The organism is Actinomadura hibisca NBRC 15177, assembly GCF_001552635.1.
GTDB classification, from domain to species: domain Bacteria; phylum Actinomycetota; class Actinomycetes; order Streptosporangiales; family Streptosporangiaceae; genus Spirillospora; species Spirillospora hibisca.
Window position 1 is genome coordinate 1 of sequence record NZ_BCRO01000068.1, and the last position, 19,926, is coordinate 19,926.

Below are 19,926 nucleotides of genomic sequence, written 5' to 3' on the forward strand. Positions count from 1 at the left end.
ACTCGCCCAGGCACGGTCAGGTTGCGAGCCGCCAGGCGAGCAACCTGGGCCGTGACTGCAATAAATCAAGAGTCGCCGGCCTTGGCCGCCTTGGCCGCCTTGCGGCTCGGGGGCTTGGGGGCGGCGGTCATCGCCGGCGGGGCGGGCGGCAGCGCGACGCCGTCCTCCCCGACCTGCACGGCCTCCTTGTCGACCTTGGGGCCGATGCCCAGCTTCTCCTTGATCTTCTTCTCGATCTCGTCGGCCTTGTCGGGGTTGGCCTTGAGGAAGTTGCGGGCGTTCTCCTTGCCCTGGCCGAGCTGGTCGCCGTCGTAGGTGTACCAGGCGCCCGACTTGCGGACGAAGCCGTGCTCGACGCCGAGGTCGATCAGGCCGCCCTCGCGGGAGATGCCCTGGCCGTACAGCAGGTCGAAGTCGGCGACCCGGAAGGGCGGGGCCATCTTGTTCTTGACGACCTTGACGCGGACGCGGTTGCCGACCGCCTCGGTGCCGTCCTTGAGGGTCTCGATCCGGCGCACGTCCAGCCGCACCGAGGCGTAGAACTTCAGCGCCCGGCCACCGGTGGTGGTCTCCGGGGAGCCGAACATCACGCCGACCTTCTCGCGGAGCTGGTTGATGAAGATCGCGGTGGTCTTGGTCTGGTTGATGGCGCCGGTCAGCTTGCGCAGGGCCTGCGACATCAGGCGCGCCTGGAGGCCGACGTGGCTGTCGCCCATCTCGCCCTCGATCTCGGCGCGCGGCACCAGGGCCGCCACCGAGTCGATCACGACGATGTCGATCGCGCCGGAGCGGATCAGCATGTCGGTGATCTCCAGGGCCTGCTCGCCGGTGTCGGGCTGGGAGACCAGCAGGGCGTCGATGTCGACGCCGAGCTTGGCCGCGTACTCGGGGTCGAGGGCGTGCTCGGCGTCGACGAACGCCGCGATGCCGCCCTTGCGCTGGACGCTGGCCACCGCGTGCAGCGCGATGGAGGTCTTGCCCGAGCCCTCGGGGCCGTAGACCTCCACCACGCGGCCGCGCGGCAGGCCGCCGATGCCCAGCGCGATGTCGAGGGAGATGGCGCCGGTCGGGATGACCTCGACCGGCACCCGGGCCTCCTCGCCCATGCGCATGACCGAGCCCTTGCCGAACTGCCGCTCGATCTGCGCGAGGGCGGTCTCCAGGGCCTTTTCCCGGTCGTTCGCTGCCATGTGAAGTCCTTTTCTGTGCCGTCGCCGGTCTTGGATTGCGGTGTCGTGGGCGACGTTACGAGGAGCCACTGACAGTTTGGAGGCTCCGGCGCGGATGGTGGATAACGTCGCGTGCGGGCCCCAGCTTACCGAACATCCGTTCGATCATCTGCGCGACCGGTGATTCGCCCCGGAATCTCCGTGCGCTCAGCGGTGGATTCCCCGTACGCTGGCGCCGTCCACGGAGGGTTCCATCATGACGCTGACCGTCCTCTTCTGCGTCGATCCGCTCCACCCCCGGCGCGTTGACCCCCACTTCGCCCGCGAGGCCGGTGCCGTGCGGGACCACTACGGCGAGATCGCCCTGGTCGACCACGACGCGCTGCGGCGCGGCGACGTCGAGGCCGCGATCCGCGCCGTCCCGCGCGATCTCGGCCCGGCCTGGTATCGCGGCTGGATGCTGACCGGGGAGGAGTACGCGGCGCTGGCGCTGGCCCTGAAGCGGCGCGGCACCGTCCTGCTGACGCATCCGGACGACTACCGGCGCGCCCACGAGCTGCCGGGATGGCACGACACGTTCGAGGGGCTGACCCCGGCGAGCGTGTGGCTGCCGCTGTCGCCCGGCCAGGCCCCCGGCGACCTGAGCGAGCTGGTCCGGCCGCTTCCCAACGGGCCGGGCGTCGTGAAGGACTACGTGAAGTCCCGCAAGCACGAGTGGGACGAGGCGTGCTTCGTCCCGGACGTGAAGAACCTGGCCCGGCTGCACGCGGTGGTCGCCAAGATGATCGCGTTGCAGGACGAGTTCCTGGTCGGCGGCGTCGTGGTGCGCGAGTTCGAGCGCTACGACGGCGGCGGCGAGGCGCGGGTGTGGTGGGTGGACGGCGAGCCCGCGCTGGTCGGGCCGCATCCGGACAGTCCCGGCCTGGACCCCGACCCCGAGCTGGACGCGGTGGCCCCGGCGGTGCGGGCGCTCGGCTGCCGGTTCATCACCACCGACCTGGCCCGCCGCGAGGACGGCGTGTGGCGGGTGGTGGAGGTCGGGGACGGCCAGGTCAGCGACCTGCCGGTGACCGTCGACCCGATGGACCTGTACGCGCACCTGCCGGTTCCCGACTGATCCCCCCACCGGCCCTTCCAGAAGGACCGCGGCCGTGCGGCGGGGCGCCGCCGCACGAAGGGGACGGACCGGAACCCGTTCCGATCCCGCTTCCCACCTGTCCGAAACGAGACGGAACCGGGACCGCAGTCCCTTCCGTCTCAGGAACGAGCGCCCCTAAGCTGTCGCCGGATCACCCCCTGACGGGTCCGCCCGCTGTCCGGAGCCTCATGGACGCCTGTCGCCTCGTGTAAAGGACGTGTTCTCGGTGCCCCCTCACGACCCCTCCCGCCGGCTCAGTTCGCGGGCGGTCAAGATCGGCATGGTCAGCGCGCTGTCGCTGACGCTGGCGGCCTGCGGCTCCAAGTCCACCACCGCCTGGTGCGTGGACCGGCAGGCGCCGCTGACCGGCAAGACCAGGGGCGGGTACAAGGTCGTCCCGGACTACAACTGCAACACCCGCGACATCGAGCGCGGCTCGGTGGGCTACGGCCGCTACTTCTGGTACTACGGCGGCAAGCGCGACAACTCCAGCGGCACGGTGTCGGGCGGCAGCTCCTACGGCCCCAGCAAGGGCAAGATCAAGTCGGGTTCGGGGCACACGCTGGTGCGCGGCGGCTTCGGCGGCGGCGGCCGGAGCGGTGGCTGACCGATGCGGCGCGAACGGAGCGTCCCCCGGCCGGACTGGGCCGAGCGGGTCGAATCGCAGGGGCTGGCGTTCCACCGGACCGCGCACCCCGAGCACCTCCCCCGCCCCTACTGGGACGAGTCGGTGCACTACGTGTTCGAGATGGACGAGGTGCTGGCCCTGGAGGAGACCGTCGAGGAGCTGCACCGCATGTGCCTCCAGGCGGTCGAGCACGTGGTCTCCACGGGCCGCTACCACGTGCTGGGCATCCCCGACTGGGTGGCGCCGCTGATCGAGGAGTCGTGGCGGCGCGGCGACCCGCACCTGTACGGCCGCTTCGACCTGCGCTACGACGGCGACGGCCCGGCCAAGCTGCTGGAGTACAACGCCGACACCCCGACCGCGCTGGTGGAGAGCTCCATCGTGCAGTGGTACTGGCTCCAGGACGTGTATCCCGGCGACGACCAGTGGAACTCCATCCACGAGCGGCTGGTCGACCGCTGGAAGCTCATCGCCGCCGATCTCGGGTCCGACCCGGCGCACTTCGCCTGGACCAAGGACGACGAGACCGGCGAGGAGGTCATGACGATCGCCTACATGCAGGAGACCGCCGAGGAGGCGGGCCTGCCGGGCACGGCGATCGCCATGGAGGACATCGGCTGGGACGGCGCGCGCCGGCGGTTCGTGGACCTGGCCGAGAACGAGATCCGCACGCTGTGCAAGCTCTACCCGTGGGAGTGGATCGTCGCCGAGCCGTTCGGCCGCAGCATCCCCGAGGCCCCCACCCGGTGGATCGAGCCCATCTGGAAGATGGTGCTGTCCAACAAGGCGCTGCTGGTGCTGCTGTGGGAGCTGTTCCCCGGCCACCCGAACCTGCTGCCCACCTACCTGAACACCCCGGCGGGCCTCACCTCCTACGTGCAGAAGCCGCTGCTGGGCCGCGAGGGCGCGAGCATGCGGATCGTCACGCCGGACGGCGGCGAGCAGCGCACGGAGGGCGAGTACGGCAAGGAGGGCTTCGTCTTCCAGGAGTTCTGCGCGCTGCCCGACTTCGACGGCGAGCACCCGGTGCTGGGCGCGTGGGTGGTGCACGACGAGTCGGCGGGCCTCGGCATCCGGGAGACCGCCGGGCTGATCACCGACGACACCTCCTCGTTCGTCCCGCACCGCATCCCCCTGTGACCGACGCCCCGTGACCGACGCCCCCTCCCCGGCGAGAACCCCCTACGAAGGAGACCCATGACAACGCTCGCGCAGGCGGCCGACGACAATCTCGGCCAGTTCCTCCTGGAGGGGACCGGGGCCCTGCTCGCCTACGCCGCCGTCGGGCTGGTGCTGTTCGTGATCGGCTTCTACATGACCGACTGGGCGGTCCCGGGCCGGCTGATCACCGTGCTGCGCGAGCACCGCAACCCCAACGCCACGCTGCTGGTGTGCGCCTCCACCGTCGGGGTGGGCCTGATCGTGGCGGTGTCGATCTTCGCCTCGGGCGGCGACCTGCTGGAGGGGCTGGCCCGCACGGCGGTGTTCGGCCTGGTCGGCATCGTGGCCCAGACGGTGGCCACGATGGTCTTCGACCGGCTGGTCGGGATCAGCTTCAAGGAGCTGGCCGACGACGCCGAGGACCGGCTGGAGCCGGCCGCGATCCTGCTGGCGGTGGCCAACATCATGATCGGCTTCGTCGTCGCCGTGGCGGTCTACTGAGGCCGCGCGAGGCGCCTTCGGGGGCGGGGCCGGTCACCGGGCCCCGCCTTTCGTCCGTGCGGGGCTCAGTGCAGGGTCTGCGGGACGTCGAAGGTGGCGACGACCGCCTGCCAGACCCGCTTGGGGGACTCGCCCTCCGCCAGGGCCCGATCGATGGTGCGGCCGCCGAGTTCGGCCAGGACGTAGTCCTTGGCCACGCTCTCGGCATAGCCGTCGCCGAACTGCTGCTTCATCCGATCCCAGAACATTGTGAGCCGCACGCGCCCACGCTATCCGAGAGCCGCCACTACCCGAGCGACTCCGCGATCTCGTCGGGGACGGACGGCTGCTTGCCCTGGCGGTACTGGCGGTGCAGGCCGGTGAGATAGCGCTCGACCGCTTCCACGACGCGGGCCGTCCGGTAGGACGGGAACACGTCGAACGCGTGCTGGCTGCCTTTCATCTCCGCGTAGATGACGGGCGCGTCGGAGGTCTCGCGGAGCCGTTCGACGAACCGCCGTGCCTCGGCCACCGGGATGAGCGAGTCCTGACTCCCGTGGATGACGAAGAACGGCGGCGCGTCCTTGTTCAGGTACGTCACGGGGGACGCCTTGGCGAACGCCTCGGGATCCTTACGGAACGGCTTCTTCACCACCATCCGCTCCACCAGCCGGGTCGCGCCCATGGGGATCGGCCATGGCCCCGGTTCCACGAAGTCGTAGACGCCATAGAACGGCACGGCTCCCTGCACGCTGGTGTCGGCGTCCTCGAATCCGGGCTGGAACTCCGGCCGGTTCGCCGACAGGGCGACCATGGCGGTGAGGTGCCCGCCCGCCGATCCGCCCGTCACGCACAGGAAGTCGGGGTCGGCCCCGTACTCCTCGGCGTGCTCGCGGTACCAGGCGATGAAGTGCTTGAGGTCGACCAGGTGCTCGGGCCAGGTGGCGCGGGGGCTGAGCCGGTAGTTGACGTTGAAGCCCACCCAGCCCTGCACGGCCATGTGGTTGAGCAGCGGCAGGCCCTGCTCGCGCTTGTCGCCGATCACCCACGCGCCGCCGTGGATCTGCATGAGGCCGGGCCGCAGCTGGCCGTCCTCGGCGGGGCGGTAGACGTCGAGCTTGAGGCGCAGCCGTCCCTCCTCGCGGAAGACGATGTTGCGATGGACCTTGACGCCGCGTCGCGGGATCAGGCACAGCGGCGGGACGACCAGGTGCGAGCGCGGGTAGCGCGGCGCGCCCTCGGGGTCCAGGTCCAGCGGCGCGCCGCTGTCGCGCAGCGTCACCACCGTCCGGCGGGCCGCGACGATCGTCGCGACGGTCCCGGCGACGCCCAGCGCGCCGAGGGCGAGGCCGAGCGGGCCCGCCCACCCCGCCAGGCCGCCGTACGCGGCGAGCAGGCCGAGCGCGGCGACCTCCGCGACCAGCAGGTGCGGGGCCATCTCGATCGTGAGCCACCCGGCGAAGAAGCTCGGCACCAGCAGCGCCGGATGGCGGCGGGGCGCACGCGCGTTGGCGGCGAGCAGCAGGAACAGGGTTCCGGCGGCGAGCATGACGTACGGCATCGCGGCTCCTTGGGGGACGGCCAAACCAGAGCATTCCCTGACAAGTGCTTGCTTACAACGTGACGCGGGCCACCCCGCTGCCGCGTTCTGTCAGAGGTGCGAGGCAGGATGGACGGCATGACCGGTGACGTGCTCGAACGCTTCTCGCCGGCGACCCGCGCCTGGTTCGCCGGCGCGTTCGCCGCGCCCACCGCCGCCCAGACGGGCGCCTGGTCCTCCATCTCCGGCGGCGACAACACGCTGGTGATCGCGCCCACCGGCTCGGGCAAGACGCTGGCGGCGTTCCTGTGGTCGCTGGACCGGCTCGCCGCCGAGCCCCCGCCCGACGACCCCCGGCACCGCTGCCGGGTGTTGTACGTGTCGCCGCTGAAGGCGCTGGCGGTGGACGTCGAACGCAACCTGCGCGCCCCGCTCACCGGCATCGGGCAGGCCGCGCGCCGCCTGGGCCTGCCCGAGCCCGACCTGCGGGTCGGCATCCGCTCCGGCGACACCCCGGCCGACGAGCGGCGGCGGCTGGCCACCAAGCCGCCCGACATCCTCATCACCACGCCCGAGTCGTTGTTCCTGCTGCTCACCTCGCAGGCCCGCGAGTCGCTGCGCGGCGTGGAGACCGTCATCGTGGACGAGGTGCACGCGGTGGCGGGCACCAAGCGCGGCGCGCACCTGGCGTTGTCGCTGGAGCGGCTGGACGCGCTGCTGGAGCGGCCCGCCCAGCGCGTCGGGCTGTCGGCGACGGTGCGCCCGCCGGGCGAGGTGGCGGCGTTCCTGGGCGGCGCGCGGCCGGCGGCGGTCGTGCAGCCGCCGTCCGACAAGGTCTTCGACCTCGACATCGTCGTGCCCGTCGAGGACCTGGGCGAGATCGGGCAGTTCGTCGACGACGCGGGCGAGGCCGACCCGCGCCAGCGCAGCATCTGGCCGCACGTCGAGGACCGGCTGCTCGACCTGATCGAGTCCCACCGCTCCACGCTGGTGTTCGCCAACTCCCGCCGCCTGGCCGAGCGGCTGTGCGGCCGCCTCAACGAGCTGGCCTACGAGCGCGCCGCCGCGCGGGCCGCGCCCGAGGAGACCGACGGCATGGCCCGGCTCAGCGCGGCCGACATCGACCGGGCGCTGGAGTCACCGGCGCAGGTCATGGCCCAGGCGGGCGCCGCGCGGGGCGCGCCCGCCGAGATCGCCCGCGCCCACCACGGCTCGGTCTCCAAGGAGGAGCGCGCGGTCATCGAGGACGCCCTGAAGCAGGGCCGCCTCCCGGCCGTCGTCGCCACCTCCAGCCTGGAGCTGGGCATCGACATGGGCGCGGTCGACCTGGTCGTGCAGGTGGAGTCGCCGCCGTCGGTGGCCAGCGGCCTGCAGCGCGTCGGCCGCGCGGGCCACCAGGTGGGCGCGGTCTCCAAGGGCGTGCTGTTCCCCAAGTACCGGGGCGACCTGGTGCAGACGGCCGTGGTCGCCGAGCGGATGCGCGACGGCGAGATCGAGGAGCTGCGCTACCCGCGCAACCCCCTGGACGTGCTGGCCCAGCAGATCGTGGCGATGGTCGCCATGGACGAATGGACCGTGGACGACCTGGAGACGCTGGTCCGGCGCGCCGCGCCGTTCGCCGCCCTGCCGCGCTCGGCGCTGGAGGCGACGCTCGACATGCTCGCGGGCCGCTACCCCAGCGACGAGTTCGGCGAGCTGCGGCCGCGCCTGGTGTGGGACCGCGTCACCGGCGTGCTGCGCGACCGGCCCGGCGCGCAGCGGCTGGCGGTCACCAGCGGCGGCACCATCCCCGACCGGGGCCTGTTCGGGGTGTTCCTGGTCGGCGAGAAGTCCTCGCGCGTGGGCGAGCTGGACGAGGAGATGGTCTACGAGTCGCGCGTCGGCGACGTGTTCGTGCTGGGGGCCAGCTCCTGGCGGATCGAGGACATCACGCCCGACCGGGTGCTGGTGTCGCCCGCGCCGGGCCGACCGGGCAAGCTGCCGTTCTGGCACGGCGACACGCTGGGCCGCCCGGCCGAGCTGGGCCGCGCGCTGGGCGCCTTCACCCGCGAGCTGGCCGAGCTGCCCGCCGACGACGCCCGTGACCGCGCCACCGCCGCCGGGCTGGACGAATGGGCGTCCGGCAACCTGGTGTCCTACCTGGCCGAGCAGCGCAAGGCCACCGGCCACGTCCCCGACGACCGCACCCTGGTCGTGGAACGGTTCCGCGACGAGCTGGGCGACTGGCGCATGGTGGTGCACTCACCCCTGGGCGCGCGCGTGCACGCGCCGTGGGCGCTGGCCATCGCGGGCCGCCTGCGCGAACGCTACGGCGTGGACGCGCAGGCCATGCACGCCGACGACGGCATCGTCATCCGCATCCCCGACATGGACGACGCGCCGAGCCTCGACCTGGCCGTGTTCGACGCCGAGGACGTCGAACGGATCGTGGTGGACGAGCTGGGCGGCTCGGCGCTGTTCGCGGCCCGGTTCCGCGAGTGCGCGGCGCGGTCGCTGCTGCTGCCGCGCCGCCGCCCCGACAAGCGGATGCCGCTGTGGCAGCAGCGCCAGCGCGCCGCGCAACTGCTGGCGGTGGCGAGCAAGTACCCGTCGTTCCCGATCGTGCTGGAGACGATGCGCGAGTGCCTCCAGGACGTGTTCGACGTGCCGGGCCTGATCCAGCTCATGCGCGACCTGTCGGGCCGCAAGGTGCGGCTGGTGGAGGTGGAGACGCCGCAGCCGTCGCCGTACGCGCGGTCGTTGCTGTTCCACTACGTCGGCGCGTTCATGTACGAGGGCGACTCCCCCTTGGCCGAGCGCCGCGCCCAGGCGCTGGCGCTGGACTCGGCGCTGCTGGCCGAACTGCTGGGCCAGGCCGACCTGCGCGAACTCCTCGATCCCGAGGTGGTCGCGGAGACCGAGCACGAACTGCAACGCCTGGCGGCCGACCGCAGGGCCCGCGACCTGGAGGGCGTGGCCGACCTACTGCGCACGCTGGGCCCGCTGAACACGGTGGAGGTGGCGGCCCGCACCACCCTCGCGCCCAAGGCCGCAGCGCCCGCGCCCGAGGAAGAGCCCGAGCCGCCCACCGGAGTCTCCGCCGACGCCACTGACGGTGCCTCCGCCGATGCCGCTGACGAGACGTCCGAAGCGCTCGGGGCGGGAGTCGAGGTGCTGGAGACGTGCGGACGATGGCTGGCCGAGCTGGAACAGACGCGGCGGGCCATCCGGGTGCGCATCGCGGGCGAGGAGCAGTGGGCCGCGATCGAGGACGCGGGCCGTCTTCGCGACGCGCTCGGCGCTCCGCTACCGGTCGGCGTGCCCGAAGCGTTCCTTGAGCCGGTCGATGACCCGCTGGGCGACCTGGTCTCCCGCTACGCGCGCACGCACGGCCCCTTCCGGGCGGACGCGGTCGCCGAGCGGTTCGGGCTCGGCGTCGCGGTGGTCGTGGAGACGCTGCGGCGGCTGGGCGGCGCGGGCCGGGTCGTCGAGGGCGAGTTCCTGCCGGTGGAGGCGGTCGCCGGGCCGCTGGGCACCGAGTGGTGCGACGCGGGCGTGCTGCGGACGTTGCGGCGGCGGTCGCTGGCGCGGCTGCGCGCCGAGGTCGAGCCGTCGCCGCCCGAGGCGCTGGGCCGGTTCCTGCCCGTCTGGCACGGCATCGCGGGCGGCTCGCGGCTGCGCGGCGTCGAGGCGCTGGTGCAGGCCGTCGAGCAGTTGCAGGGCGCGGCCGTCCCCGCGTCGGCGCTGGAGTCGCTGGTCCTGCCGTCCCGGGTGGCGGGCTACTCCCCCGCCATGCTGGACGAGCTGACCTCCTCCGGCGAGGTGGTCTGGGCGGGCCAGGGCAGCCTGCCCGGCGGCGACGGCTGGGTGTCGTTGTACCTGGCCGACACCGCGCCGCTGCTGATGCCCGAGCCCGCCGAGATCACGCTGACGCCCGTCCACCAGGCGGTGCTGGACGCGCTGGCGGGCGGGGGCGCGCTGTTCTTCCGCATGTTGTCCGACCGCGTCAACGGCGAGGTGACCACCGGCGACCAGGACCTGGTCACCGCCCTGTGGGACCTGGTGTGGGCCGGGCACCTGACCAACGACACCCTGGCCCCGCTGCGCGCCGCGCTCGGCTCGGGCCGCCCGGCGCACCGGTCCCGGACGGGCCGCCGGGGCCGCCCGGTGCTGCCGTCGCGGACGGGCCCGCCCACCGCCGCCGGGCGCTGGTGGCCGCTCCCGGCCCGCGAGACGGCCGCGACCCTGCGCTCGCACGCGCTGGCGGAGGCGCTGCTCGACCGGTACGGCATCGTGATCCGCGGCGCGGTCGCGGCCGAGCGCACGCCCGGCGGGTTCGCGGCCGTGTACCCGGTGCTGCGCGCGCTGGAGGAGAGCGGCCGCTGCCGCCGCGGCTACTTCGTGGAGGGCCTGGGCGCGGCGCAGTTCGCGCTGCCGGGCGCGGTGGACCGGCTGCGCGCCCTACGCCCGACCGAGCCCGCACCCGACGAACTGGCGGCCCTGTGGGAAACCCCGACGCGCCGCGACACGGGCAGGCGCGCACTCGTCCTGGCCGCCGCCGACCCGGCCAACCCCTACGGCGCGGCCCTGCCCTGGCCGGACCGCCCCGGCGAGGTCGCGAGCGGCCACAAGCCGGGCCGCAAGGCCGGGGCGCTGGTCGTCCTGATCGACGGCCGCCTCGCCCTCTACGTCGAGCGCGGCGGCAAGACACTGCTGTCCTGGGGCGACGACCCGGAACTGCTGCGCCCGGCAGTGGACGCGCTGGCTCTGGCCGTCCGCGAGGGAGCACTGGGCAAGCTGACGGTCGAACGAGCCGACGGCGAGTCGATCAACGACTCCCCCCTGGCCGCCGCGCTAGAGGCGGCAGGCTTCCACCCAACCCCAAGGGGGCTACGCCTACGCTCCTAACCCGCTGTCCCTGAAGTGCTGCGGCGCGCTGGGCGGTGGGGGATCAGCGTTTGCTGCGGAACATCGCGATCAGGCCCTTCAGGGCGCGTTCGTCCAGGCTGCCGAACGGGTTGTCGTGCACCACGTAGGTCCACGTTGCTGATGGGCGGCGCAGTCCCACCGATGCCAAGTCGATCTCGCCCTTCGGCGTCACCGTCAGGGCCTCGAAGCTTTGCACTGTGCGGCGGCGGGCCTCTGCCAGCAGCTTCTTGCCTGCTGGGACGGCCTCGCGGTTGAACTCCACCAGCGGGTCCAGGCCCCGGCCCAGCGAGCGCAGGTGGATGCCCTCGCGCAGGTCCGCCAGGAACGCCAGGTGCTCCGCCCAACACCGGTCGAGGTGGAACAGCGCCAGCTGGCGGGCCGCCTCAGCGGTCGCCTCCGCGCTGGCGGTGTCGGTCAGCTCGGTGCGCTTTGCGGCGGCGTGCTCGGCCATCGCCTGGTCGGCGCGGTCGCCCTCCAGGACGAGGTCCCGCTCGGCCAGCAGCTCGCGGCGCTGGAGGCCGATCAGCTGGTTGTAGCGCCAGGTGTTGCGGTGGATCTCCAGGTCGACGCCCTCGGCGACGCGCTGCGCGTGGCCGACGATCCAGTGCGCCCCCTTGTCCTCGACCCGGCCGTCGTCGGCGGCGCGGCCCCGGTGCCGCTCGTCGGGGGCGTACCGGGTGACCAGGTCGTCCTCCAAGCTGGTCAGGAACACCGACGCGCCCGGGTCGCCCTGGCGGCCGCTGCGCCCGCGCAGCTGGTCGTCCAGGCGGCTGCTGTGGTAGCGGCCGGTCGCGATCACCAGCAGGCCCCCGGCGGCGGCGACCCGGTCGCGGTCGGCGGAGTCGGCCCCACCGAGGCGGATGTCGGTGCCGCGCCCGGCCATCTGGGTGGAGACGGTCACCGCGCCGTGCGCGCCCGCTTCGGCGATGACGGCGGCCTCCTCGGCGTCGTTCTTGGCGTTGAGCACGGCCGGTTCGAGCCCGGCGCGGCGCAACCGCCGGGCCAGCCGCTCGGACTCGGCCACGTCGCGGGTGCCGATCAGCACGGGGCGGCCGGTGGCGTGCGCGGCGGTGATCTCCTCGACCAGCGCCACGTCCCGGTCCTCGGCGGTGGCGTAGAGGCGGTCGGGCTCGTCGGCGCGCACGCACGGGCGGTGCGGCGGCACGACCGCGATCTCCAGGTCGTAGAACTCGCGCAGCTGCCCGGCGACGGCCAGCGCGGTGCCGGTCATGCCGCAGCGCACCGGGTAGCGGCCGATCAGCTCCTGCACGGTGACCGAGTCCAGGATCTCGCCGCTGGGCGAGGTCTCCAGCGCCTCCTTGGCCTCCACCGCCGCCTGGAGGCCGTCCGGCCAGCGCTGGAGCAGCGCGACCCGGCCGCGCGACTCGTTGACCAGCCGCACCGCGCCGTCCCGGACGATGTAGTCCACGTCGCGGTGCAGCAGCACCTCGGCGTGCAGGGCGACGTTGACGGCGGTGAGCACCTCCAGCCGGTCGGGCGCGTACAGGTCCACGCCGAGGGCGCGCTCGACCTCGCGCGCCCCGGCGGCGGTGAGCTGGACGTTGCGGTTCTCGGCGTCGGCGCTGTAGTGCAGGCCGGGCCGCAGGCGGCGGACCAGGTCGGCGTGCACGGGCGAGGCCGGGTCCAGTTCCGACGCCCCGGCCAGCACCAGCGGCACCATCGCCTCGTCCACCAGGACCGAGTCGGCCTCGTCCACCAGCACGACGCCGGGGGCGGGCAGCACCCGGTCGCCGGGCGCGGTGGCCAGCCGGTCGCGCAGCAGGTCGAAGCCGACCTCGCTGACCGGCGCGTAGGTCACGTCGGCGGCGTAGGCGGCGCGGCGCTCCCGCGGCGTGGAGGTCTGGCCGACCCAGCCGACGGTGACGCCGAGCAGGGCGTACAGCGGCTCCATCCACCCGGCGTCGCGGCGGGCCAGGTAGTCGTTGACCGACAGCACGTGGACGCGGTGGCCGCGCAGCGCGTGCCCGGCGGCGGCGAGCGCCCCCGCCAGCGTCTTGCCCTCGCCGGTGGCCATCTCGGCGACCTTCCCCGACAGCAGCGCCAGCGTCCCGACGAGCTGGACGTCGTAGGGCCGCTCGCCGAGGGCGCGGCGGGCGGCCTCGCGGCCCAGGGCGCACAGCTCGGCCAGGTCCTCGTCGCTCCGCAGGGCCCCGGCGGCGGCGGTCAGGCCGGCGTCGTCCAGGGCGCGGACGCGCTCCTCCCGTTTCGCCGCCTCCGCCACGACGGCCTGGTAAGGCCCCAGGTCGGCGCTGCCCGGCTTCTGCACCAGGCGCCGGAACCGGTCACGCAACGCCATGGCGGCCTCCTCGGCGGCTCTCCTCGGTCACGTCTCCCCCAACGGGAACGCCCGGTGGCACGTTCCCCCTCCATCATGATCCCCGGTGGAGTCCGCTCGGGACCGCCGGGACGCCGGTCCCCACAAGGTGGGATGCAAATTTCATCCCTCGGGTGGATGCCCGGCCGCCCCGATTCCTGGGATGATCGGGTTATTCGGGGTTGCGGTGGCCGGGGAACGCCACCGCGGAACGGGGAGTCGCCATGACACCGACGGCACGCTGGGCCGCCGCGCAGCGGCGCAAGCGCCAGGTCATCAACCAGACCGTCATCGACCGAGCCATGCAGGACCGCCGCCGCGCCGTCCGGGCCGAGGCCCGCACCGCGCCGGCCAAGTAACCGGCCGCCGGCCGCACCCGATCCCCGCCGGGCGGCCCGACATGCGAAAGAACGCCTCCGCGCCCTGAGCGCGGAGGCGTTCGCCGTCCTCAGTCCGCCGTGGCGGAGAAGACCTCGTCGCGGGCCTGCTCCAGCGCGGCGTGCAGGGCCCCGCGCAACACCGGGTCGCCCTCCACCTCGGTGACCGCGAGCGACGGGCGGGTCGGGCTGATCCGGCCCACCACCCGCTCGATCCGGGCGGCCAGCGGGCGGCCCCCGGCCCGGCCGAGGCGCCCCGACAGCACCACCAGGCCGGGGTCCAGCACGATGTTCACCGAGGTCACGCCGTAGGCGATGCGGTCGGCCAGCTCGTCCAGGAAGGGCCCGCCCCGGCCCTCGTCGGCGACGGCGGCCTCGACGCAGGCGGCCGCGGTGGCCTCGGTGATGCCGTGCCGGTGGGCCAGCTCCCGGACCGCGTCGGCGCCGACCAGCGAGCCGTAGCCGCCGGCCAGCGCCGGGATGCCCCAGGAGGTGGACTCGGTGACGCCCTCGGTGACGCGGTCGCGGCGCGCGGTGCCGACCGGCAGCGGCGCGCCGGGCACCGGCAGGTAGCCGATCTCGCCCGCGCCGCCGGAACGGCCCCGGTGCAGCCGCCCGCCGAGCATGACCGACAGGCCGATGCCGCGGTCCAGCCAGACCAGCGCGAAGTCCTCGGCGCCGCGGGCCGCGCCGTAGGCGCGCTCGGCGAGCGCGGCGAGGTTGACGTCGTTCTCTATGGTCACCGGGCGGCGCAGGTCGGTGCGCAGCGCCGCGAGCACGCCCTCGTGCCAGGCCGGCAGGTCGAAGGAGAACTGCACGTCGCCCGAGCGGGGGTCCACCACGCCGGGGGTGCCGATCACGAACGCGCTCAGCCGGCCCACCGCGACCTTGGCCGAGCGGCACGCCTTGACGACGGCACTGTGCACCAGTTTGACGGGATTGCCAGACCCGTTCGGATCGACGGTAACCTGGGCCACGATACCGCCGGTGATGTCGGCGACACCGGCGGTGACGCCCTCCGGGCCGACCTCCAGGCCCGCCACGTAGGCGCTCGACGGCACCACCGCGTAGAGCGCCGCGTTCGGGCCCCGGCCGCCCGCCTGCTCGCCGACGACCTCCACCAGGCCCCGCTCCTCCAGCCTGGACAGCAGCTGAGAGGCGGTGACCTTCGACAGGCCGGTGTGCTCGCCGATCTGGGCGCGCGTCAGCGGCCCCTGGCCGACCAGCAGGTCCAGTGCGGCACGGTCGTTCAGCTGCCGCAGCAGCCGCGGCGTCCCCGGGCGGTTGACCATCCTGGAATCCCTCGAAGTCTCAATCCGCTAACGGGCGGTTTTGTTTAGGAAAGTTTCTTGTTAGTTTACGCGCAAGCGCCGCATCGCCCCGCACCCCGGGGGCGGCGGCGACGTGCGCAGAACGCCGACTGGCGAGCAGGGCGCCCGCGAACGGCGCGGAGGTGAGGCGGGCATGGCTGGACCCTAAAGGGTGCGGGCCCGTCACATCCGCACCGAGCCACTCGGCACGCGAGGCGATGTCGGAAAGGAATCCCCAGTGAAGTACATCAAGGTTGCGGCCGCCACGGCCGCGATCGCCCTGGCCGCCACGGCCTGCGGCGGCGGTGACGACGACAAGTCCAAGTCCGGCGGTTCGGACCCGGCCCAGCTCAAGGTCTGGATGATGGGCGAGGGCACGCCCGAGCAGACCAAGTTCCTGGACCAGGTCGAGACCGACTTCAAGGCCAAGCACCCCAGCACCGACGTGGTGGTCAAGTACGTGCCCTGGCCCCAGGTCGCCACGACCTTCCAGAAGGCGGCGGCGGGCGGCGAGGGCCCGGACGTCACCGAGATCGGCAACACCGACGTGCAGTCGCACGTCGAGCAGGGCTCGCTGGCCGACATCTCCGACAAGTTCGCGGGCTGGGCCGACTCCAAGACCCTGAACAAGACCGCCGTCGAGAACGACCAGAAGGACGGCAAGACCTACGCCATGCCGTGGTACGGCGGCGTGCGCGGCGTGTGGTTCCGCAAGGACTGGTTCGACGAGCTGAAGATCGCCCAGCCCAAGACCTGGGCCGAGCTGAGCGCGGCCGCCAAGAAGATCCAGGACGCCAAGAAGGTCCCGGGCCTCGGCGTGCCGAGCGACCAGACCAACGCCCTGCTCAGCTTCATCTGGGGCAACGGCGGCGAGGTCGCCGCCAAGGACGGCGACAAGTGGGTCGGCAAGCTCGACCAGCCGCAGGCCAAGGAGGCCGTGGAGTTCTACAGCGGCCTGGTCGCCAAGGACAAGGTCGCCCCCGAGAAGTACATCGGCAAGAACGAGTTGGACGGCCCGCAGCGCGACTTCGCGCTCGGCAAGCTCGGCATGTACTTCGACGGCTCGTGGGCCCTCAAGGAGATGAAGAAGATCTCCGACAAGGACGCCGACAAGTGGGCGGTCTTCCCGATCCCCAGCAAGGACGGCGCGGGCCAGGCCCCGGTCATGGCGGGCGGCTCCGACCTCGCGGTGTGGAAGGACAGCAAGGCCCAGGACGCGGCCTTCGACTACCTCACCGTGCTCAACGACGCCAAGAACGCCAAGGCGTGGGCCGACTACAGCGGCTTCTCCTCGATGCGCTCGGACGTGAAGTTCTCCGACCCCAAGCTGGAGATCTTCACCACCATCGCCGGCACCACCAAGTTCCCGCCGATCAGCGCCGGCTGGGGCGAGTTCGAGCAGGCCAAGAAGGTGCTGCCGAACGCGATCAAGGCGATCATGCAGGGCAAGCCGGCCGACGCGGAGCTGAAGAAGGCCAACGACCAGGCCAACACCCTGCTCAACCCGTAAGCAGGTTCCGCCCGCTCCCGCCGAACGGACTGAGTAGATGCTCGACACCGCTCCAGCGGTGCGGAAGGCGCCGGGCCGGAAGACCTCCGGCCCGGCGCGTCCCCGCCGCCGGCCCCGCCTGGGGCCCTACCTCCTGATCGCCCCCACGGTGGTGATCATCGCCGTGCTGATGTTCTGGCCCATGATCCAGATCGCGATCATGTCGTTCCAGAAGGTCGGCAACCGCCAGCTGCGCGGCGAGCCCGCCGAGCAGGTGGGCACCGAGAACTTCGACAAGATCTTCAGCGATCCCTTCTTCTGGCAGACGCTCTGGCACACCGTGCTGTTCGCGGCGGTGGCGGTCGCGCTCACGCTGCTGGTCGGCACGCTGGTGGGGCTGCTGCTGAACAAGCTGGGCAAGCGGATGTCGAACGTGGTGGCCGGCGGCGTGATGGTCGCCTGGGCGACCCCGCCGATCACCGCGGCGATCATCTTCTCCTGGCTGTTCGGCTCGACCGGCGGCCTGGTCAACTGGCTGCTGGACCTGCTGCCGGACTGGCTGGTCGGCGGCGGCTGGGCCGACTACAACTGGTTCGCCACCCCGCTCAGCACCTACACGGTGCTGACGGTGTGCGTGGTCTGGCAGGCGTGCCCGTTCGTGGCGGTGTCGGTGCTGGCCGGGCTGAAGAGCGTGCCGAGCGAGCTGTACGAGGCCGCGCGGGTGGACGGCTCGGGCCCGTGGCGGTCGTTCTGGAGCATCACCTTCCCGCTGCTCAAGCCCATCTTCCTGGTCCTGCTGGTCATGTCGATCATCTGGGACTTCAAGGTGTTCACCCAGCTGTTCGTCATGTCGGGCCTGGCCAACCGCGACGCGTTCAACCTGTCGTTGTACGCCTACTCCGAGGCGTTCGGGTCGATCAATCCCAAGCTCGGGATGGGCTCGGCCATCGCCCTGGTGCTGACGCTGATCCTGCTGCTGGTGACCGCGGTGTACGTGCGGGTCATGGTCCGTCAGGGGGAGACCAAGTGAAGTCGCGACGGCTCGGCCGGATCGTTCTCAACGGCACCGGCGTCCTGGTCTTCCTGGCCGCGGTGTTCCCGGTGCTCTGGATGGTCTCCACGGCGTTCAAGCCCAACACCGAGATCTTCAGCAGCACCCCGCAACCGCTGCCCAAGCACCCGACGCTGGAGCACTTCGACCTGGTGCTCAACGGCAAGATCGCCGAGGGCTCGTTCTGGGGCTACTTCGGCAACAGCCTGGTGCTGGCGCTGGCCACCGTGGTGATCTCCAGCCTACTGGCGCTGCTGGCGGCGACGGCGGTGGCGCGGTTCCGCTTCCGGTTCCGCACCACGTTCCTGGTCATGCTGCTGGTGGTGCAGATGGTGCCGTGCGAGGCGCTGGTCATCTCGCTGTTCCTGGACCTCAAGCGGCTCGACATGCTCAACAGCCTGGTCGGCCTCACGGTCGTCTACGTCGCCTTCGCGGTGCCGTTCGCCATCTGGATGTTGCGCGGCTTCGTCGCGGCGGTGCCCAAGGAGCTGGAGGAGGCCGCCGCCATCGACGGCGCCGGCGCGATGCGCACCTTCTTCACGGTCCTGCTGCCGCTGGTGGCGCCGGGCCTGGTGGCGACCAGCATCTTCTCGTTCATCACCGCCTGGAACGAGTTCATCTTCGCCTTCACGTTCCTCGAAGACCAGGACAAGGCCACCCTGCCCATGATGATGCAGTTCTTCTTCGGCCGCAGCGGCAACGCCTGGGGGCCGATCATGGCCGCCTCCACGTTGCTGACCCTGCCGGTCATCGCCTTCTTCCTGATCGTCCAGCGCCGCATGGTGTCCGGGCTGACCGCCGGGGCGGTGAAGGGGTGAGCGGGGACGAGATCGCGCGGCTGGCGCGCGGCACGCTGCTGCCCGCCTTCGCCGGCCACGAGGCGCCGCGCTGGTTGCTGGACGAGCTGGAGCTCGGCCTCGGCGGGGTGACGCTGTTCGCCATCAACGGCAACGTCCCCGACACCGAGGCGCTGGCGGCGCTCACCGCGCAGCTCCGCAAGACGGCCGAGCCGCTGGTCACCATCGACGAGGAGGGCGGCGACGTCACCCGCCTCAGCGGGCACCTGGCCGCCAGCCCCTACCCGGGCAACGCGGCGCTCGGCTCGGCCGACGACGCCGCGCTGACCCGGCGGGTGTACCGGTCGCTGGGCGCCGAGCTGGCCGAGGTCGGGGTCAACCTGAACTTCGCGCCGTCGGTGGACGTCAACACCGCCGCCGACAACCCGGTGATCGGCACCCGCGCGTTCGGGTCCGACCCCGAGCTGGTGGCGCGGCACGCGGTCGCGGCCGTGACCGGCCTCCAGGAGGCGGGCGTGGCGGCGTGCGCCAAGCACTTCCCCGGGCACGGCGCGACCGTCACCGACTCCCACCTCGGAGTGCCGCTGGTGGACGCCGACCTGGACCTGCTGGAGCGGCGCGAGCTGGTGCCGTTCCGCGCGGCGATCGGGGCCGGGGTGCGGGCGGTCATGACCGCCCACCTGGACCTGTCGGCGATCAGCCCCGGCGTGCCGGGCACCCTGTCCCCCGCCGTGATCACCGGGCTGCTGCGCGAGCGGCTGGGCTACCGGGGCGTCATCGTCACCGACGCGCTGGACATGGAGGGCGCCAGCGGCGCGATCGGCATCCCCGAGGCGGCGGTGCGGGCCCTGATCGCGGGCGCCGACCTGCTGTGCCTCGGCCCGCGCGAGCACGGCGAGAGCCTGCGCGCGGTGCTGGCGGCCGTCGGCGAGGCCGTGCGCGCCGGGCGGCTGCCGGTCGAGCGGCTCGCCGCGGCGGCCGAGCGCACCCGCGAGCTGAAGGAGTGGCTGGCCGGGCACAGCCCCGCGGTGGTGGACCGGGGCGCGGGGCTGGAGGCCGCGCGCCGCGCGGTCCGCACGACCGGCGAGGTCCCCGCCTGGGGCGGCGCGCCGCTGGTGGTGGAGCCGGCCGCGTCCGGCAACATCGCGGTGGGCCCGACGCCGTGGGGCCTGGAGCCGTGGGCGGGCGACCTGGTGCGGGTCGCGGGCTCGGCGGCCGAGGCCGCCGACGTGCTGGAACGTGCCACCGGCCGGGGCCTGGTCGTGGTGCTGCGCGACGCGCACCGGCACGACGGGCAGCGGGCGCTGGCGACGGCGCTGCTGGCGGCCCGCCCCGACACCGTGCTGGTGGAGATGGGCCTGCCGGTGTGGCGGCCCGAGGGCGCGGTGCACCTGGCCTCCTACGGCGCGACCGAGGCCAACGGGCGCGCGGTCGCCGAACTGCTGGGCCTGGCCTCCCGGGACTGACCCACCGGGGTGGACGCCGTGGCCCGGCGCGGACCGCTGCCGCGTCGGGCCACGGATCACCCCCCCCCCCCCCCCCC

At 72.9% G+C, this 19,926-nt stretch carries 15 protein-coding genes; 10 read left to right on the top strand and 5 right to left on the bottom strand.

Annotated elements, in window-relative coordinates; genetic code table 11:
- Positions 1–65: 65 nt before the first annotated feature.
- Entirely contained in the window at positions 66–1,190 is a 1,125-nt protein-coding gene (gene recA / locus AH6_RS28430) for a recombinase RecA (protein ID WP_067485938.1), read from the bottom strand.
- A 235-nt stretch (positions 1,191–1,425) separates the two neighbouring features.
- Between recA and AH6_RS28435 the strand changes: the two genes are divergently transcribed.
- From AH6_RS28435 to AH6_RS28450, 4 genes are all read left to right on the top strand, one after another.
- Positions 1,426–2,286, top strand: coding sequence for an ATP-grasp domain-containing protein (locus tag AH6_RS28435; protein ID WP_067485940.1), 861 nt, complete (start codon positions 1,426–1,428; stop codon positions 2,284–2,286).
- A 247-nt stretch (positions 2,287–2,533) separates the two neighbouring features.
- Positions 2,534–2,914 (top strand): hypothetical protein, encoded by a 381-nt coding sequence (locus AH6_RS28440; RefSeq protein ID WP_245679508.1) that lies wholly within the window; start codon positions 2,534–2,536, stop codon positions 2,912–2,914.
- 3 nt (positions 2,915–2,917) lie between these two features.
- Positions 2,918–4,075 (top strand): glutathionylspermidine synthase family protein, encoded by a 1,158-nt coding sequence (locus AH6_RS28445; protein ID WP_067485946.1) that lies wholly within the window; start codon positions 2,918–2,920, stop codon positions 4,073–4,075.
- 57 nt (positions 4,076–4,132) lie between these two features.
- A complete protein-coding gene (locus AH6_RS28450) occupies positions 4,133–4,597 on the top strand; it encodes a DUF350 domain-containing protein (RefSeq protein WP_067485948.1) in 465 nt (154 codons plus the stop codon).
- Between the two features lie 65 nt (positions 4,598–4,662).
- Here the strand turns inward: AH6_RS28450 and AH6_RS42880 are convergent, their stop codons facing one another.
- Together AH6_RS42880 and AH6_RS28455 are read right to left on the bottom strand one after the other, a co-directional pair.
- A complete protein-coding gene (locus AH6_RS42880; RefSeq protein WP_083983551.1) occupies positions 4,663–4,857 on the bottom strand; it encodes a DUF3046 domain-containing protein in 195 nt (64 codons plus the stop codon).
- A gap of 26 nt (positions 4,858–4,883) precedes the next feature.
- Positions 4,884–6,137, bottom strand: coding sequence for an alpha/beta hydrolase (locus AH6_RS28455; RefSeq protein WP_067485950.1), 1,254 nt, complete (start codon positions 6,135–6,137; stop codon positions 4,884–4,886).
- A gap of 117 nt (positions 6,138–6,254) precedes the next feature.
- On the opposite strand from AH6_RS28455, the gene AH6_RS42885 reads away from it, so the two are divergent.
- Positions 6,255–11,003: an Lhr family helicase gene (locus tag AH6_RS42885; protein ID WP_083983552.1), complete on the top strand. Its 4,749-nt coding sequence runs from the start codon at positions 6,255–6,257 to the stop codon at positions 11,001–11,003.
- Between the two features lie 43 nt (positions 11,004–11,046).
- Here AH6_RS42885 and secA2 read toward each other — a convergent pair whose 3' ends face one another.
- Positions 11,047–13,341 carry an accessory Sec system translocase SecA2 gene (secA2, locus tag AH6_RS28470; protein ID WP_083983553.1) on the bottom strand — a complete coding sequence of 765 codons (2,295 nt, stop codon included), beginning with the start codon at positions 13,339–13,341 and terminating at the stop codon, positions 11,047–11,049.
- A gap of 242 nt (positions 13,342–13,583) precedes the next feature.
- On the opposite strand from secA2, the gene AH6_RS46775 reads away from it, so the two are divergent.
- Positions 13,584–13,718: a hypothetical protein gene (locus AH6_RS46775; protein ID WP_281180291.1), complete on the top strand. Its 135-nt coding sequence runs from the start codon at positions 13,584–13,586 to the stop codon at positions 13,716–13,718.
- 89 nt (positions 13,719–13,807) lie between these two features.
- On the opposite strand, the gene AH6_RS28475 is transcribed toward AH6_RS46775, so the two are convergent.
- A complete protein-coding gene (locus AH6_RS28475; RefSeq protein ID WP_067485952.1) occupies positions 13,808–15,028 on the bottom strand; it encodes an ROK family transcriptional regulator in 1,221 nt (406 codons plus the stop codon).
- A gap of 256 nt (positions 15,029–15,284) precedes the next feature.
- Between AH6_RS28475 and AH6_RS28480 the strand changes: the two genes are divergently transcribed.
- From AH6_RS28480 to AH6_RS28495, 4 genes are read left to right on the top strand one after another with little or no spacing between them, the layout of a single operon-like run.
- Complete coding sequence (locus AH6_RS28480; protein WP_067485955.1) at positions 15,285–16,556, top strand: extracellular solute-binding protein; 1,272 nt, start codon at positions 15,285–15,287, stop codon at positions 16,554–16,556.
- 37 nt (positions 16,557–16,593) lie between these two features.
- Positions 16,594–17,565: a carbohydrate ABC transporter permease gene (locus AH6_RS28485; protein ID WP_067485957.1), complete on the top strand. Its 972-nt coding sequence runs from the start codon at positions 16,594–16,596 to the stop codon at positions 17,563–17,565.
- Positions 17,562–18,404 (top strand): carbohydrate ABC transporter permease, encoded by an 843-nt coding sequence (locus tag AH6_RS28490; protein WP_067485959.1) that lies wholly within the window; start codon positions 17,562–17,564, stop codon positions 18,402–18,404. Before AH6_RS28485 ends, AH6_RS28490 begins: the two co-directional genes overlap by 4 nt.
- Positions 18,401–19,849, top strand: coding sequence for a glycoside hydrolase family 3 protein (locus AH6_RS28495; RefSeq protein ID WP_067485961.1), 1,449 nt, complete (start codon positions 18,401–18,403; stop codon positions 19,847–19,849). The genes AH6_RS28490 and AH6_RS28495 overlap by 4 nt, the downstream gene beginning before the upstream one ends.
- Positions 19,850–19,926 lie beyond the last annotated feature (77 nt).

Coding starts and splice junctions, on each gene's coding strand:
- AH6_RS28435 (WP_067485940.1), top strand. CDS start 1,426: ATGACGCTGACCGTCCTCTTCTGCGTCGATCCGCTCCACCCCCGGCGC.
- AH6_RS42885 (WP_083983552.1), top strand. CDS start 6,255: ATGACCGGTGACGTGCTCGAACGCTTCTCGCCGGCGACCCGCGCCTGG.
- recA (WP_067485938.1), bottom strand. CDS start 1,190: ATGGCAGCGAACGACCGGGAAAAGGCCCTGGAGACCGCCCTCGCGCAG.
- AH6_RS28475 (WP_067485952.1), bottom strand. CDS start 15,028: ATGGTCAACCGCCCGGGGACGCCGCGGCTGCTGCGGCAGCTGAACGAC.
- AH6_RS28445 (WP_067485946.1), top strand. CDS start 2,918: ATGCGGCGCGAACGGAGCGTCCCCCGGCCGGACTGGGCCGAGCGGGTC.
- AH6_RS28455 (WP_067485950.1), bottom strand. CDS start 6,137: ATGCCGTACGTCATGCTCGCCGCCGGAACCCTGTTCCTGCTGCTCGCC.
- AH6_RS28485 (WP_067485957.1), top strand. CDS start 16,594: ATGCTCGACACCGCTCCAGCGGTGCGGAAGGCGCCGGGCCGGAAGACC.
- secA2 (WP_083983553.1), bottom strand. CDS start 13,341: ATGGCGTTGCGTGACCGGTTCCGGCGCCTGGTGCAGAAGCCGGGCAGC.
- AH6_RS46775 (WP_281180291.1), top strand. CDS start 13,584: ATGACACCGACGGCACGCTGGGCCGCCGCGCAGCGGCGCAAGCGCCAG.
- AH6_RS28450 (WP_067485948.1), top strand. CDS start 4,133: ATGACAACGCTCGCGCAGGCGGCCGACGACAATCTCGGCCAGTTCCTC.